General features: G+C 53.0%; 14 protein-coding genes. 5 read left to right on the top strand and 9 right to left on the bottom strand.

Translation table 11 applies throughout. The annotated features are described in order from the left end of the window. Positions 1-88: 88 nt before the first annotated feature. The 4 genes from proY to phoB form a co-directional block, all read right to left on the bottom strand. Entirely contained in the window at positions 89-1,462 is a 1,374-nt protein-coding gene (proY, locus tag OGX91_RS11880; RefSeq protein WP_286626354.1) for a proline-specific permease ProY, read from the bottom strand. 81 nt (positions 1,463-1,543) lie between these two features. Next, positions 1,544-2,863, bottom strand: coding sequence for a branched-chain amino acid transporter carrier protein BrnQ (brnQ, locus tag OGX91_RS11875; RefSeq protein WP_040232748.1), 1,320 nt, complete (start codon positions 2,861-2,863; stop codon positions 1,544-1,546). Positions 2,864-3,270: 407 nt separating this feature from the next. Further along, on the bottom strand, positions 3,271-4,566 hold the full coding sequence (phoR, locus tag OGX91_RS11870) for a phosphate regulon sensor histidine kinase PhoR (RefSeq protein ID WP_005120930.1): 1,296 nt from the start codon (positions 4,564-4,566) through the stop codon (positions 3,271-3,273). 50 nt (positions 4,567-4,616) lie between these two features. Next, entirely contained in the window at positions 4,617-5,306 is a 690-nt protein-coding gene (gene phoB / locus OGX91_RS11865; RefSeq protein ID WP_003021496.1) for a phosphate response regulator transcription factor PhoB, read from the bottom strand. A gap of 190 nt (positions 5,307-5,496) precedes the next feature. Here phoB and sbcD point away from each other — a divergent pair, with 190 nt between their 5' ends. The 3 genes from sbcD (at position 5,497) to araJ (ending at position 11,206) form a co-directional block, all read left to right on the top strand. After that, positions 5,497-6,699 (top strand): exonuclease subunit SbcD, encoded by a 1,203-nt coding sequence (gene sbcD / locus OGX91_RS11860; RefSeq protein WP_286626352.1) that lies wholly within the window; start codon positions 5,497-5,499, stop codon positions 6,697-6,699. Further along, on the top strand, positions 6,696-9,839 hold the full coding sequence (gene sbcC, locus OGX91_RS11855; protein ID WP_286626350.1) for an exonuclease subunit SbcC: 3,144 nt from the start codon (positions 6,696-6,698) through the stop codon (positions 9,837-9,839). The genes sbcD and sbcC overlap by 4 nt, the downstream gene beginning before the upstream one ends. 194 nt (positions 9,840-10,033) lie before the next feature. Further along, complete coding sequence (gene araJ, locus OGX91_RS11850; protein ID WP_040232897.1) at positions 10,034-11,206, top strand: MFS transporter AraJ; 1,173 nt, start codon at positions 10,034-10,036, stop codon at positions 11,204-11,206. Between the two features lie 4 nt (positions 11,207-11,210). Here araJ and mak read toward each other — a convergent pair whose 3' ends face one another. Continuing rightward, complete coding sequence (mak, locus tag OGX91_RS11845; protein WP_005120934.1) at positions 11,211-12,119, bottom strand: fructokinase; 909 nt, start codon at positions 12,117-12,119, stop codon at positions 11,211-11,213. 91 nt (positions 12,120-12,210) lie between these two features. Here mak and rdgC point away from each other — a divergent pair, with 91 nt between their 5' ends. Further along, complete coding sequence (rdgC, locus tag OGX91_RS11840) at positions 12,211-13,122, top strand: recombination-associated protein RdgC (protein ID WP_005120935.1); 912 nt, start codon at positions 12,211-12,213, stop codon at positions 13,120-13,122. 93 nt (positions 13,123-13,215) lie between these two features. On the opposite strand, the gene ppnP is transcribed toward rdgC, so the two are convergent. The 4 genes from ppnP to OGX91_RS11820 all read right to left on the bottom strand — a co-directional run bounded on the left by ppnP (position 13,216) and on the right by OGX91_RS11820 (position 15,713). Then, positions 13,216-13,500 (bottom strand): pyrimidine/purine nucleoside phosphorylase, encoded by a 285-nt coding sequence (gene ppnP, locus OGX91_RS11835; protein ID WP_003021477.1) that lies wholly within the window; start codon positions 13,498-13,500, stop codon positions 13,216-13,218. Between the two features lie 71 nt (positions 13,501-13,571). Continuing rightward, positions 13,572-14,249 carry an AroM family protein gene (locus OGX91_RS11830; RefSeq protein WP_149691337.1) on the bottom strand — a complete coding sequence of 226 codons (678 nt, stop codon included), beginning with the start codon at positions 14,247-14,249 and terminating at the stop codon, positions 13,572-13,574. 278 nt (positions 14,250-14,527) lie between these two features. Beyond that, a complete protein-coding gene (aroL, locus tag OGX91_RS11825) occupies positions 14,528-15,073 on the bottom strand; it encodes a shikimate kinase AroL (RefSeq protein ID WP_040232759.1) in 546 nt (181 codons plus the stop codon). 184 nt (positions 15,074-15,257) lie between these two features. Next, positions 15,258-15,713, bottom strand: coding sequence for a YaiI/YqxD family protein (locus OGX91_RS11820; protein ID WP_005120939.1), 456 nt, complete (start codon positions 15,711-15,713; stop codon positions 15,258-15,260). A gap of 189 nt (positions 15,714-15,902) precedes the next feature. Between OGX91_RS11820 and proC the strand changes: the two genes are divergently transcribed. Further along, entirely contained in the window at positions 15,903-16,712 is an 810-nt protein-coding gene (gene proC, locus OGX91_RS11815; protein WP_005120940.1) for a pyrroline-5-carboxylate reductase, read from the top strand. Positions 16,713-16,717 lie beyond the last annotated feature (5 nt).

The following is a 16,717-nucleotide window of genomic DNA, read 5'->3' as shown; positions in this document are numbered from 1 at the left end:
ACGAAGTTGAGTAATCAACTTCGTTTTTAAAAATAAAGAACAATTGCCAAATTCAACTACGAACCAACATGACTACCCGGCAAAAATATTACTGCGCTTCAGCCAGTTGGCGCTCGCGGCGGCACTTGAAAACCCAACCAGCCAGCAGCAGGATAATCCACGCAATACCGACGTACAGCGAAATGCGGGTATCCGGATGGTAGCCGATGAGCGCGATGATAAAGACCAGGAAAATCAGGCCAATAACGGTCGTAACTACCCCACCCGGTACTTTAAATTTCAGCGCTTTGACCTCTTCCGGCGGCAGACGACGACGGAAAGCAATTTGTGAGAGCAGGATCATAATCCACACCCAAACAGTTGCGAAGGTTGCCAGAGAGGCGATCACCAGGAAGACATTTTCCGGCATGATGTAGTTAAGATACACCGCAAACAACAGCGCGATGGTCATCACCATTACCGTGACCCACGGCACGCCACGACGTGACGTTTTGGCGAACATTTTCGGGGCGCTGCCCTGCTCCGCCATACCGTGCAGCATACGCCCCACGCCGAAGACGTCAGAGTTGATGGCCGACAGCGACGCAGTCAGGACGACAAAGTTGAGGATACCTGCTGCAAAGGTAATGCCCATATGCTGGAACGTCAGGACAAACGGGCTACCGTCGGTACCGACCTGATTCCACGGGTAAATCGACATAATGACGAACAGCGTCCCCACGTAAAACACGAGGATGCGCATCGGTACGGAATTGATGGCGCGCGGAATAGATTTTTCCGGATCTTTGGCTTCACCTGCGGTAATACCGATGATCTCAATCCCGCCGTAGGCGAACATCACCATTTGTAGCGACATCACCATGCCGAGCCAGCCGTTGCTGAAGAAACCGCCGTTGCTCCACAGGTTATGGATCCCGGTAGGCTGCCCGCCGTTGCCAATCCCCCAAATAATGATGCCAAAACCGGCGACAATCATGATGATAATGGTGGCGACTTTGAAGAATGAGAACCAGAACTCCAGCTCGCCAAACACCTTCACGCTCATCAGGTTGATAGCGCAGATAATCAGCACTACGCTGAGTACCCAAATCCAGTGCGGTACGGCCGGGAACCAGACGCCCATGTAAATACCGAAGGCTGTCACGTCGGCAATGGCGACAATCAGGATTTCAAAACAGTAGGTCCAGCCGGTAATGTAACCAGCCAATGGTCCGAGGTTTTCCTGCGCATAGCGCGAGAAAGAGCTGGCTGCGGGGTTATGGACTGACATTTCGCCCAACGCACGCATAATAATGTACGCCGCGACGCCACCGATAATATAGGCCAGCAACACGCTCGGCCCCGCCATTTTGATGGCATCGGCTGAACCGTAGAACAGCCCGGTACCAATTGCTGAACCTAATGCCATAAAGCGGATGTGCCGGGTGCTCAGCCCACGCTTTAGCTTGTTATTACTTTCCATCGATTCCTAACCTGTTAACACAATAAAAAAACCACGGGGCCATATTAATAGCCCCGTGGTTAAAACTTATTGTCAGTGATATTAGTGTGCGCTGGAGGTCACTTGTCGACCCGCTGCGCGATCCCAGATAACGGCCAGGACCACCATCACGACTGTTGGCATCAACCACGCCAGCCCTTGTTCTGCCAACGGTAAACGCTGGGTCCAGGCTGGTAAGACATCACCAATTGCAGAAGCTTTAATGCCATCAAGGATACCAAAAATCAGGCTGATAAACATCGCAGGTGCAATGACGCGGGAAGAATTATGCCACCATGAGCGGGTAAAGCTTAGTACAACCAGTGCGATACATGGCGGATAGATAGCCGTCAGCACCGGAATAGAGATCTGAATCAGATGGCTCAGACCCAGGTTAGAGACCACCATCGAGAAACCGCCAAGGATAAACACCAGCGTACGATAAGACAGCGGAACATACTGCGCGAAGAATTCAGCGCACGCACAGGTCAGGCCAACCGCAGTCACCAGACAGGCGATGAAAATCAACGCCGCCAGCAGGAAGCTGCCTGCACCACCGAAGGTGTGCTGAACATACGCATGCAGAATTGCCGCACCGTTAGCAGATTGATCGACCAGCGTCGCACTGTCTGAACCCAGGCGGAACAGCGCGAGGTACAGCAGCGTTAACCCCACGCCCGCCATCAGGCCAGCCCAGACGGTGTAACGGGTCAACAGACGCGCTTCGGTAACGCCACGCGAGCGGGCGGCGTTAACAATAACAATACCAAATACCATCGCGCCCAGCGTATCCATCGTCAGATAGCCGTTCACAAAGCCATTCGAGAATGCCGCATTTTGATAGGCTTCCATTGCATTGCTGATCGGGCCCGCTGGCCAAACAATCGCCGCCACGGAAAGCACAACCAGCGCCAGAATTTTCAATGGAGCAAGGAAGTTGCCCACGGTATCCAGCAGTTTGCCGGGATACAGTGACACCAGAATCACAATCGCGAAGTACACCACGCTGTAGATGAACAGCGGCAGCGCAGAATCACCGGTCAGCGGTGCAATCCCGACTTCGAAAGAGACCGTCGCGGTACGCGGCGTGGCGAATAATGGCCCCACGGCAAGATAGCAGACGGTAGCCAGCAGCAGACCGGCAACTTTACCGATAGGCGTGCTCAGGCTGTCCACGCCGCCGCCCACTTTCGCCAGTGCGACCACGGTAAGTACCGGCAGGCCCACGGCGGTAATCAGGAAGCCAAAGGCTGCAGTCCAGACGTGCTCGCCTGCCTGCAAACCAACCATTGGGGGGAAAATAATGTTACCTGCACCAACGAACAGTGCAAATGTCATAAATCCCAGAGCGATAATATCGCGCGATTTTAACTGATGGGTCATAAAGTCTTACTGCCTGTGGATGTGGTGTTGAAAACGTTTAATTTTCTGCCTTTCCCTGCGGGATGATACAGCGGCATTTTTAAGCAATTCCAGCGGGAAATTCTCCCTGCCTGGCGCGGCGAAGAATAGTTTTTCGATTTACCGCGTAAATGCAGTCGGTATGACAGCACCTGGAGCGCAATTTAAACGCTTATAACGTTTTAAAGCAAGGTGGGATCTAAAAACCAGAACAATATAGCGATATGAAAAATTGAGCTAGCACAAAACACCATTCCCTGGAAAAAGACATGGGTAATCATGCGAACAAAAAACAATCAAACGTCGTAAAATTCAGGAACTCTTTATTGACTGCAACAAAAAAAGCCAACTTACGCTGGCTTTTGGAAAGATAAGCTTACGAATACGTTTTAACCGCTGTTTTTGGCAATTAAACGTTCCGCGAGCACAAAACTAAAACGAGTCCCTTTGCCTGGTTCGCTGTCGATATTCAAACGGCTGTCGTGATGATGCAGAGCATGCTTCACAATCGCCAGACCTAATCCGCTCCCCCCCGTTTGTCGGGATCGTGCTTTATCTACACGATAAAAACGCTCGGTCAGGCGTGGAATATGCTCGGCGGCAATGCCTGGACCGTTGTCTTCCACACAAAATTCCGCCCCCGAGGCCACATGTCGCCAGCGTACGGTAATGTGTGTTCCCGCAGGCGTATGATTCACCGCGTTATAGACGAGATTCGAGATAGCGCTACGCAACTGCTCCTCGTTCCCCCGCACGTTCAGGCTGTTATCAACATCAAAAGTAAACGTATGTTTGTGCTGGCTCAGCGTTTGCGCTTCGTGCTCGACCACGCGCAGCATCATCGGCACATCCACCTTTTCATTGAGCATCATCGCCGGTGCGGCTTCAATTTTCGACAGTGTCAGCAACTGCTTCACTAACCCTTCCATACGGTACGTTTGTTCACGCATGGTATGCAGCGCTTTTTCGCGCGTCGTCCCTTCCAGCGGATGTTCCTGCATCATTTCTAGGTAGCCCTGCAACACCGTCAGCGGGGTACGTAGCTCATGGCTGGCGTTGGCGAAAAAGTTACGTCGTGAACCTTCCAGTTGGTGCATCTGGGTAACGTCGCGCGCCACCATTAGCAGTTGTTTATCGGTGTAGGGCATTACGCGAATTTCCAGATGCCGTCCGGTGTTGAGTACCAGATTAATTGGCCGACTAAAGTCGCGTGTTTTCAGATATTGTGTGAACTCCGGGTAACGCAGCAAGTTAAGAATATTTTGCCCGCTATCATCCGGCCAGCGTAACCCTAAAACCTGCTGTGCCAGTCCGTTACACCAGAAAATACCGCCTTCTTCGGTGGTTAGCACCACTGCGTCGGGTAGCGATTCCGCCCCGCTGCGAAAGCGTTTAATGAGGTTACCCAATTCGCGACGGCGCTTTTTGTTACGCAACTGCATTTGATGCAGGCCGTAGAGCAGTGGCTCCCAACTGCCACGACCCGGTGGAGGCGTCATACTCCTGTCGACCCACAGCCACCAGGACAAACGCAATAAGTTCCAGAAATGCCAGATAAGCAGGCCCGTTACCGACGCCAGTAAAAACCAGGGTAGATAACCAAAAAAAGCGCTAAGGATAAAAGCCGGTATGCAGCAGAGGATCAGCTCCAGTACCAGCCTTTTCCATGACAATCGTTCAAGCAAACGTCTTACTCCATTTACAGCCTAATCCCTCAGGCTCTTATTACTTGCAGTCAGAAGCGGGTCGAAAAGCGATATCCCGTCCCGCGTACCGTCTGCACCATACGATCGTGTCCGCTATGCTCCAGCGCTTTACGCAACCGGCGAATATGCACATCCACTGTCCGGTCTTCCACGTAGACATTGGTTCCCCAGACATGATTGAGGAGTTGTTCACGGCTGTAGACGCGCTCAGGGTGGGTCATAAAGAAGTGCAACAGTTTGAATTCGGTCGGCCCCATATCCAGCGGATCCTCTCCGGTCATCACGCGATGCGAGGTCGGATCAAGGCTTAGCCCCTGCATCTCAATAACCTCTTCCACCGCCATCGGTGAAATACGACGCAGAACCGCTTTAATACGCGCCACCAGCTCCTTGGGAGAAAACGGCTTGGTAATATAATCATCCGCACCGGTTTCCAGACCCCGGACGCGGTCTTCCTCTTCACCTCTCGCCGTCAGCATCATCACGGGGATATCCCGCGTCATCGCTTCCCGCTTGAGGTGTTTAATAAACTGTAGACCCGAGCCGCCGGGAAGCATCCAGTCAAGCAGGACGAGATCCGGCCAGGGTTCATTAAGTTGGTTCACAGCACTGTCATAGTCTTCGGCTTCTACGGGTTGAAAACCGTTTTGCTCGAGCACGAAGCAGACCATTTCACGAATTGGAGCTTCATCTTCTACGACCAGAATACGTCTCGCCATGATTTGCCCTGTTTATAATTAAATCGTTTGCCATCAATACCGTGGCATTATGCGTCACTTTTATGACAGATTTATGAAAAGATAGTCCAGGTTTAACGCAGCCAGGCGAATTATGACAGCCCGGAAACAAGATATTACCGCCCTTGCAAGGTTATAATCTCCGCCATCGTTTTTTTGTCATGGAACTCTTATGCGCATCCTCCACACGTCTGACTGGCATCTGGGCCAAAATTTCTACAGCAAGAGCCGCGCCGCTGAACACCAGGCCTTTCTCGACTGGCTGCTGGAAACGGCACAATCCCATCAGGTGGATGCCATTATTGTGGCAGGCGATATTTTTGATACCGGCTCACCGCCAAGCTATGCCCGTGAGCTGTATAACCGTTTTGTCGTTAATCTGCAGCAAACCGGCTGTCATCTGGTGGTGCTGGCAGGCAACCACGACTCCGTCGCCACGCTCAATGAGTCCCGCGATATTCTGGCGTTTCTCAACACCACGGTCGTGGCCAGCGCGGGCCACGCGCCGCAAGTGCTACCTCAACGCGACGGCACGCCGGGCGCGATCCTTTGCCCGGTTCCTTTTTTACGTCCACGTGACATCATTACCAGTCAGGCGGGGCTAACCGGTCACGAAAAGCAGCAGCATTTATTAGGTGCAATCACCGACTATTACCAACAGCAATATCAGAACGCCAGCGCGCTGCGTGGCGACCAGAATCTGCCGATTATTGCGACAGGGCATCTGACCACCGTCGGCGCCAGTAAAAGTGACGCCGTACGTGATATTTATATTGGGACGCTGGATGCTTTTCCGGCACAAAATTTCCCACCGGCGGATTACATTGCGCTGGGACATATTCACCGGGCGCAGATCATCGGCGGTACAGAACATATTCGCTATTGCGGCTCGCCGATTGCGCTTAGTTTTGACGAGTGCGGCAAAAGCAAATGCGTCCACCTGGTGAGCTTTGAAAACGGTAAGCTGAGCGCCGTTGAGAATCTCGCCGTACCGGTCACCCAGCCGCTTGCGGTACTGAAAGGCGATCTCGCCGCCATTACCGCCCAGCTTGAGCAGTGGCGCAACGTACAGCAAGATCCGCCGGTGTGGCTGGATATTGAAATTACCACCGATGACTATCTGCATGATATGCAGCGTAAAATCCAGGCCTTGACCGAAGATTTACCGGTAGAGGTGTTACTGGTGCGCCGCAGTCGGGAACAGCGCGAGCGCATCATGGTCAATGAACGTCGTGAAACATTAAGCGAACTGAGCGTGGCGGAGGTTTTTGACCGCCGCCTGGCGCTGGAAGAACTTGAAGAACCACAGCGTGAGCGGCTTAATCAGCTGTTTAGCGCAACCGTACAGACGCTTGCCGGGGAGGCTGAAGCATGAAAATTCTCAGTCTGCGCCTGAAAAACCTCAACTCCCTGAAAGGGGAATGGAAAGTTGATTTCACGGCAGAGCCTTTTGCCAGCAACGGGCTGTTCGCCATCACCGGTCCAACCGGTGCCGGGAAAACCACCCTGCTGGACGCCATTTGCCTCGCGTTGTACCACGAAACACCACGACTCAATACCGTATCGCAGTCGCAAAACGACCTGATGACCCGCGATACGGCGGAATGTCTGGCCGAAGTTGAATTCGAAGTCAGAGGCGAAGCCTATCGCGCATTCTGGAGCCAGAACCGCGCGCGCAATCAGCCTGAGGGCAATCTGCAGGTTCCGCGTGTCGAACTGGCTCGTTGCGCCGATGGCAAAATTCTCGCCGATAAAGTTAAAGACAAGCTGGAAATGACCGCCGAGCTTACCGGGCTGGATTACGGCCGTTTTACCCGCTCGATGCTGCTGTCTCAGGGGCAGTTTGCCGCATTTCTCAATGCCAAACCGAAAGAGCGCGCCGAACTGCTGGAAGAGCTGACCGGCACAGAGATTTACGGCCAAATCTCCGCCATGGTGTTTGAAAAGCACAAAGCAGCGCGCACGGAGCTGGAAAAACTACAGGCCCAGGCCAGCGGCGTGGCGCTGTTAGCACCAGAGCAGGTACAGTCCCTGACAGAAAGTTTGCAGGTACTTACTGACGAAGAAAAACAGCATCTTACCCGTCAGCAAATCCAGCAACAGCATCTTAATTGGCTCATCCGACAAAATGAGCTGCAGGCAGAAGTAAGCCGCCACCAGCAAGCATTACAGACCGCACAAGAGGCGCAAGATAAAGCACAACCGCAGTTGGCGACACTCAGCCTGGCACATCCCGCCAGAGCATTGCGTCCGTACTGGGAGCGAATTCAGGAACAATCCGCCACGCTCAGCCGAACACGACAGAATATTCAGGAAGTAAATGTTCGCTTACAAAGCAGCTTAGCGCTGCGTGGGCGCATCCGTCAGCGGGCACAAATACAGTCGGCGACTCTGCTCACCGAACAGCAGACGCTAACCGACTGGCTGAACGAACATGACCGTTTCCGCTTATGGAGCAGCGAACTGGCGGGATGGAAAGCGCTATTGGCACAGCAATCTGACGCTAACGACCAGCTACGTCAGTGGCAAAAACTCCGCGACAGCGACGTACGCAAGCTGGATGCACTGCCGCTTCCCTCGCTGTCATTTAGCGCGCAAGAAGTCACGGTAGCGCTGGCGCAGCACTCACAGTTGCGTCTATTCCGCCAGCAACTGAGCAATCTGCATGGACAAATTGCGCCGAAACAAAAACAGCTGGTACAGCTACGCGCCACAATACAGCAGCGGCAGCAGGAGCAAGCGCAACGCAACGCGGCCCTGGCAGAAAAACGTCAGCGTTATAAAGATAAAAATCAGCATCTGACCGATGTAAAAACGCTCTGCGAGCAGGAAGCACGGATTAAAGATCTGGAAAGCCAGCGTGCTTTATTGCAATCCGGACAGCCTTGTCCGCTTTGTGGCTCCACGACGCACCCGGCCATTGAGCACTATCAAACACTCGAACTCAGCGTCAATCAGGCGCGGCGTGAAGCATTAGAAAAAGAGGTCAAAACGCTGGCCGATGAGGGGTCAACGCTACGCGGACAGCTCGACGCGATAACCCAACAGCTACTGCGTGATGAACGCGAGGTACAGACGCTTTCTCAGGAGGAGCAAGCACTTACTCAAGAGTGGCAGACGCTGACTGCCAGCCTGAACATAACGTTGCAACCGCAGGATGATATCGCCCCGTGGCTTGCAGCTCAGGAAGAGCACGAGCAGCAGCTTCACCACTTGAGCCTGCGTCATACCTTGCAGGCGCAAATCACCGCGCATACGGAACAGATTACTCAGCTCCAGCAGCATATTGCCCAGCGTCAGGCGACGCTAACCGCCGAACTGGCCCGCCATGGTCTGGCCCTTCCGGCTGAGGGTGACGTCGCCTCATGGCTGAGCGAACGGGCGAACGAAACGCAAATGTGGCAACAGCGCCAGAACGAACTGACCGCATTACAGGCCCGGATTGCCCAGCTTGCGCCGCTGCTGGAAACGCTGCCAGAAACCGATGCGCTTTCTGAAAGCGCTGAGGATCTGGTGCTGGAAAACTGGCGGCAGGTGCACGATGACTGCCTCTCATTACAGGGCCAGTGGCAATCGTTGCAACAGCAGGAAGCCCAGGAAGCACAACGCGCAGCAGAGATTCAGGCGCAGTTTGATACCGCATTGCAGGCCAGTGTTTTTGACGATCGCGACGCCTTCCTTGCCGCCCTGCTGGATGAAGAGGCATTTAACCATCTTGAGCAGCTTAAGCAGTCGCTGGAAGGCCAGCTACAACAGGTGCAAACGCTACTTAACCAGGCTCAGCAGGCGCTGGCAACGCATCAGCAGCAACCGCCTGCCGGCGCGGATCTCACACTCACCGTGGAATATCTTCGCGATGCACTGGCACATCTCACGCAACAACTGCGGGATAACACCACGCGCCAGGGCGAAATTCGCCAGCAGCTCAAACAGGATGCAGACAACCGCCAGCAGCAGCAGACACTGATGCTGGAGATTGAAAAAGTCGCACAGCAGGTCGAAGACTGGGGCTATCTGAATGCCCTGATCGGCTCAAAAGAGGGGGATAAATTCCGCAAGTTTGCCCAAGGGCTAACGCTGGATAATCTGGTCTGGCTTGCCAACAACCAGCTAACCCGTCTGCATGGCCGCTATCTGTTGCAACGCAAGGCCAGTGAGGCGCTGGAACTCGAAGTGGTGGATACCTGGCAGGCCGATGCCGTGCGTGATACCCGCACGCTATCCGGCGGCGAGAGCTTCCTCGTGAGCCTGGCGCTGGCGCTGGCGTTGTCCGACCTGGTCAGTCACAAAACACGCATTGACTCCCTGTTCCTCGATGAAGGCTTCGGCACGCTGGATAGCGAAACGCTGGATACCGCCCTCGACGCGCTGGATGCCCTGAACGCCACAGGCAAGACCATTGGCGTGATAAGCCACGTCGAAGCGATGAAAGAACGTATTCCGGTGCAGATCAAGGTTAAAAAAATCAATGGATTAGGCTACAGCAAACTCGACAAGATATTTGCGGTGGAGTAATCGCCCCATGGGTGCGGTTTCACAGGCCGGATAAGCGTAAGCACCATCCGGCATAATACATAGCACGATCATGAATACACAAAGACGGATATGAAATGGCAATCTCTTTTTCTTATCCGCAAGCTATCCCTTTATTGGCGACGAGCATTCGACGCTGTGGCGCACATCCTGCGTCTTTATTGTTGGCAGGTAGTATGAAAAAAGTCATTTTCTCTTTAGCCCTCGGGACGTTTGGGTTGGGCATGGCCGAGTTTGGCATTATGGGCGTATTAACCGAACTGGCGCGTGACGTGGGCATTTCTATCCCCGATGCTGGCCATATGATTTCGTTTTACGCCTTTGGCGTTGTCATCGGCGCACCCATTATTGCCGTGTTTTCCAATCGTTTTTCGCTCAAGCATATTCTGCTGTTTCTGGTCACACTCTGTGTCGTCGGTAACGCCATCTTCACCCTCTCTTCCAGCTATTTTATGCTGGCGGTAGGCCGGCTGGTCTCCGGGTTTCCACACGGGGCATTTTTTGGCGTCGGCGCGATTATCCTGTCAAAGCTGGCGCGCCCTGGTAAAGTTACCGCCGCGGTAGCGGGCATGATTTCCGGCATGACCGTCGCCAATCTGATTGGCATTCCTGTTGGCACCTGGCTGAGTCAGACGTTTAGCTGGCGCTACACGTTTCTGCTGATTGCCGTGTTTAACATCGCCGTTATTCTATCGGTTATCTTTTGGGTACCCAACCTCCGTGATGAAGCAAAAGGCAGGCTACGCGAGCAATTTCACTTTCTGAAAAGTCCCGCACCGTGGCTCATTTTCTCCGCCACCATGTTTGGGAACGCCGGTGTTTTTGCCTGGTTCAGCTACGTAAAACCCTACATGATGTACATCTCTGGTTTCTCCGCAACGCTAATGACTTTCATCATGATGCTGGTTGGGCTGGGAATGGTGTTAGGCAACCTGCTGAGCGGTCGACTGTCTGGTCGCTACACACCGCTACGCATTGCGGTAGTAACCGATTTTGTGATTGTACTGGCTCTGCTGCTGCTGTTTGCATTCGGCGGCATCAAAGCCGCCTCGCTGACGTTCGCCTTTATTTGCTGTGCGGGTCTATTTGCGCTATCAGCACCGCTGCAAATTTTACTGCTACAAAACGCGAAGGGCGGTGAACTGCTGGGAGCGGCCGGTGGGCAAATGGCCTTTAATCTGGGTAGCGCAATTGGCGCTTACTTCGGCGGCTTAATGTTGACGCTGGGCTTTGCCTACAACTACGTCACGATCCCTGCGGCTCTACTGTCTTTTTCCGCGATGTCATCACTGCTGATCTATGGTCGCCTGAAGCGCGGCGTGCAACAACAGGTTGCACCCGCGACGTAAACGTTTATACCTGCGGCCACAGCCAGGCTGCGCCGCGCACGCCACTGGAGTCACCGTGTAACGCCTTGCGCAGAGGCGTTTCACACTCACCGCCAAAAACAAACTGCTTAATCAGTGACGGAACGTTTTGGTACAGCCTGTCGACATTGCTCATTCCGCCGCCCAGCACAATGACATCCGGGTCGAGAATATTCACCACATGCGCTAATGATTTCGCCAGGCGTAATTCATATCGGCTCAGCGCCTGTTCCGCCAGCGCATCCTGTTCGTTTACCAGACGGATAATTTCACTGCCTTTTAGCGGGTTCCCGCTCAGGCGATGATAATCAGTGGCAAAACCGGTCCCTGAGATAAAGGTTTCAATACAGCCTTGTTTACCGCAATAACAGGGTACTTCCTGCCGATAACGCAGCTCATCATCATCCATCCACGGCAGCGGATTATGCCCCCACTCGCCCGCCGTGCCATTCCCACCGGTATGCACCCGGCCATTTAGCGCCACGCCGGAACCACAGCCGGTACCAATAATTACCGCAAACACGGTCTGCGCCCCCGCCGCTGCGCCATCGACCGCTTCAGACACAGCCAGGCAGTTAGCATCGTTTGCCAGGCGGACTTCGCGGTTCAGACGCGCACTTAAGTCTTTGTCAAAAGGCTGCCCGTTAAGCCAGGTCGAGTTGGCATTCTTCACCACTCCGGTGTAGGGCGAAATTGAACCGGGAATGCCCATCCCTACGGTTCCCGTCTGCCCGGTGGCTTTTTCCGCCATCTCCACCAGCGCGGCGATGGTTTCTATGGTTTGTCGATAATCATCACGCGGCGTCGGCAGGCGATGGCGAAAAAGCTGTTCACCCGCATCGCCAAGCGCGATAACTTCCGTTTTCGTACCGCCTAAATCGATACCTATACGCACGGTTTACTCCTCTTCCCGATTAACAATGCAAGCATAGCGACAATTCGCTATCATGCCCGCTGGATTTAACGACAAGGCCGTGGAAATTATCATGCTGTGGTTCAAAAATTTAATGGTTTACCGTCTTAGCCGCGATGTTTCTTTGCGTGCCGAAGAGATGGAAAAACAGCTGGCATCAATGACGTTCACCCCTTGCGGTAGCCAGGATATGGCAAAAATGGGCTGGGTTCCGCCGATGGGATCGCACAGCGATGCATTAACGCATACCGCCAATGGCCAAATTATTATCTGCGCCCGCAAAGAAGAAAAAATTCTGCCGTCGCCGGTTATCAAACAGGCACTGGAAGCCAAAATAATCAAACTGGAAGCTGAGCAAGGTCGCAAACTCAAGAAGACCGAAAAAGACTCGCTGAAAGATGAAGTGTTGCACTCATTGCTGCCGCGCGCTTTTAGCCGCTTCAGCCAGACAATGATGTGGATCGACACCGTCAATGACCTGATCATGGTCGACTGTGCAAGCGCGAAGAAAGCGGAAGATACGCTGGCGCTGCTGCGTAAGAGCCTCGGTTCGCTGCCGGTCGTTCCGCTGACGATGGAAAACCCTATTGAGCTAACGCTGACCGAATGGGTTCGCTCCGGCACAACGGCGCAAGGTTTCCAGTTACTGGATGAAGCCGAACTGAAAGCGATGCTGGAAGACGGCGGCGTGATCCGCGCGAAGAAACAGGATCTGGTTTGCGATGAAATTGCCGTACACATCGAAGCAGGCAAACTGGTCACCAAGCTGGCGCTCGACTGGCAGCAGCGTATTCAGTTCGTTATGTGTGACGACGGTTCCATTAAGCGTCTGAAGTTCAGCGATGAACTGCGCGATCAAAATGAAGACATCGACCGTGAAGACTACGCTCAACGTTTTGATGCCGATTTCATCCTGATGACGGGTGAACTGGCCGCGTTGATTAAAAGCCTGGTGGAAGGATTAGGCGGCGAAGCACAACGCTGAGTGACTTCGTATTGCCAGATGTCACCCCTTGCGACTTATCTGGCCTACGCATATTGTAGGCCAGATAAGTGAGTACTATCAGGCAATAAACAATTACAGATAGCGGCAAAGATAGGATGTTGGCTCTGCTACCTGCAGATGAAACTCACTGTTGCCCGGTACGTTAAACACGTCTCCTGCGGCATATACTTTCCACTCAGTTTCCCCCGGCAGTAACACATTTAACGCACCGCTTACCACCGTCATCTCTTCAGGTGCCGCTGTACCAAAGGTGTATTCACCTTCCGCCATAACGCCAACGCTGGCGCGGCCAGTACTGCTGCTGGTAAAACCAATCGATTTTACTTTGCCGGAAAAGTATTCATTACTTTGAAGCATACAACTGGCCCTATCTCGTGATTAAGTTGATAACCAATATAGGGGCCTGACGTTGTACCTGTCACGCAAAATTAAGCGAGCAACTCGGATGCCAGTCGGGCAATCAGTACGTTAGACAGAAGAACCGGGACATCCAGCGACTTTTGCAGTAAATCACGATGGCGTTGGTTAAAACCCAAACAATCCAGCATGAGAACATCAGCGCCCTGCTCAAGCAGATCTTTTCCGGCATCAATCAGCTGTTGTTCAGAACCGTGAATCGGGTTTGCCACGGCATAGACGGGGGGCGTCTGTAGCACCTGCCATTTTTGTTCCTGGGTCAGGAGCAATTCGGCGACCGGCACAATCACCCCAACCTGATGCCCTTCCACAATTGAGGCCACCAGGGGAGGAATAATGCGTAAAGGCTCCAGCAAGATACTATTGCGGGCCGCCAGGCGGGTAATTGAGGCCGTGCTCATCAGCAAAATAACGTCAAAACCCTGGTTATCCAGCACTTCAACAATACTTTGCAAATCGCGCTCGACTTTCTGGCGCGAGACATGAGCCAGTTGATGGTCGCTCAGCAGCGTCAATAACGACTCGTCACCGGGCGAGACCGCATACTCGGCCATCACCTCTTCTCGCCGCATCTGTCCCAGCAGGCTGTGGTGAGTTATGTGTTGTTCATCGATATATTCCGTCAGGAGCGGTAACACCTCACACATCGGCACAACACCAATCGTGAGGATAGCCAACGACGTACTCATTTGTTGTTCCACCGTCTTCTTACTTTGCCGTGAATCCCCGGACAAATGCCGGGTACTGACCTGCGCTACAAATGCTCAAAAGCGTAGCAGCAGATCGGCGATGCATAGTGTAAAGATTCCAAATCATTCCAGTACTATATTGTTATCGTTTAATTTTCACTTTCCGCGCTATAGCAGGAGGTGCAAAAATTGTGATACAGGCACGCTCCGGCAGAGGACAGATAATATGTCTGCGCGCCCAGGATTGAGTGGAAAGATCGGTCTATATCGGGAAACCCTTAACAATAAGCTCCGCCCTGTAGCCGTGACCGGGCTTGCGACAGTATCACAAGAATATCAGCCACAACCTGCGAAGGTTCATTCGTCGCATCAACAATATAATGCGCCGCTTCACGATACAGCGTATCGCGCTGTTCAAGAACTTCCTGCACTTCTTCGGTTAATGGCTTGCCGGTCAACGTCGGGCGCAATCCTTCTTCAGGCGCCACTTCCAGGCGGTTTACCAGTACCGATACTGGTGCGTTTAAATAGATGACCATGCCGTGACTACGCATGTAGTGACGATTATATTCAGTAAGAATAATACCGCCGCCGGTCGCCACGACTGTTGAGGGGGCCGTAACGGCCTGCAAGGCGGTCGTTTCCTGGGCGCGAAAACCTTCCCATCCTTCTCTTTCAACAATTTCAGCCACCGTCATCTGCAGGTGTGATTGCAACCAACGATCGGTATCAACGAACTGAAAGTCGATGGCTTTCGCCAGCGCCATACCGGTTGTCGTCTTACCACACCCCCGGGGGCCAACAAGATAAAGCGGTTGTGTCATCACAGAAGTTCCCCAGAGAACCGCAGGTAAGCGGGATCTGATGCTGTTAAAGTTATAATCATACCATCAAACTAGTACATCGCCAAAGTGTAAAGAATATATTCCAATAAGGCGATAAAATCGATTAAACCCTACTATAACAAGAATTCACAACGAAGAAAGTGTAAAAAATAAATTACAATTATTATTTTCCACGTTGAACTTCCAGCCACCACTTGTCCAGTTCAGCCGCAAAATGTTGCCTGTCACGCGGCGAAAGGCTGTCAGGCCCCCCGGTCTGGATCCCGCTGGCACGCAGCGTATCCATAAAATCACGCATCGTCAGACGTTCACGGATCGTCGCCTCGGTATAGCGCTCACCGCGCGGGTTGAGTGCCGCAGCGCCTTTTTCAATGACTTCAGAGGCCAGCGGGATATCCGCCGTGACAACCAGGTCTCCAGCGCTGCACTGGCGCACAATTTCGTTATCGGCGACATCAAACCCGGCCGGAACACGTAAAGTGCGGATAAAACGAGAAGGCGGAACGCGCAAACTCTGATTGGCGACCAAAATGAGCGGCATCTGCATCCGCTCGGAGGCCCGATATAAAATTTCTTTAATCACATTCGGACACGCATCCGCATCCACCCAAATCGTCATAACACCTCCAGACACATGTGCAATTGCACATTGTCTCGTGCTTTTACTTTCAGGCAAAGCGCTGTTTCTCCTTCTGAACGCCTTCATTCCGCGCTAAGCTTAGCTTTCCCAGATTTACCCTAAATAATTCAAGTGACTTGAAGGATGATGGGTATAAAACAATGAATATCACGCATAGGGAGTGACAAGATGGACAAGAAAATTGGTTTTATCGGCTGCGGAAATATGGGTAAAGCGATTCTTGGCGGCCTGATCGCCAGCGGCCAGGTACTCCCCGGACAAATCTGGGTCTATACCCCCTCTCCCGATAAAGTCGCAGCGCTGCACGATCAGTACGGCATAAATGCGGCGCAGTCTGCGCAAGAAGTCGCGCAGATCGCAGATATTGTCTTTGGCGCCGTGAAGCCAGGCATCATGATTAAGGTGCTGAGTGAAATCACCTCCAGTCTGAACAAAGATTCCCTGGTGGTATCCATTGCGGCGGGCGTCACCCTCGATCAACTCGCCCGCGCACTGGGTCATGACCGTAAAATTATCCGCGCAATGCCTAACACGCCGTCACTGGTCAATGCAGGAATGACGTCCGTCACCCCAAATGCGCTGGTAACACCGGAAGATACTGCTGATGTGTTGAATATTTTCCGCTGCTTTGGCGAAGCCGAAGTCATCGCAGAATCGATGATTCACCCGGTCGTTGGCGTCAGCGGTTCAGCCCCGGCCTATGTGTTTATGTTTATCGAAGCCATGGCCGATGCCGCCGTTAAGGGCGGCATGCCACGCGCGCAAGCATATAAATTCGCGGCACAGGCGGTCATGGGATCGGCGAAGATGGTACTGGAAACGGGTAAACATCCTGGAGAACTGAAAGATATGGTGTGCTCGCCTGGCGGAACCACCATTGAGGCAGTGCGCGTCCTCGAAGAGCGCGGCTTCCGTTCGTCAGTCATCGAAGCGATGGTTAAGTGCATGGAACAATCAGAGAAACTCAGCAAATCCTGAGTGCA

Source organism: Citrobacter sp. Cpa228 (assembly GCF_030333085.1).
GTDB classification, from domain to species: domain Bacteria; phylum Pseudomonadota; class Gammaproteobacteria; order Enterobacterales; family Enterobacteriaceae; genus Citrobacter; species Citrobacter pasteurii.
This window is presented reverse-complemented; position numbering and strand designations above follow the sequence as displayed.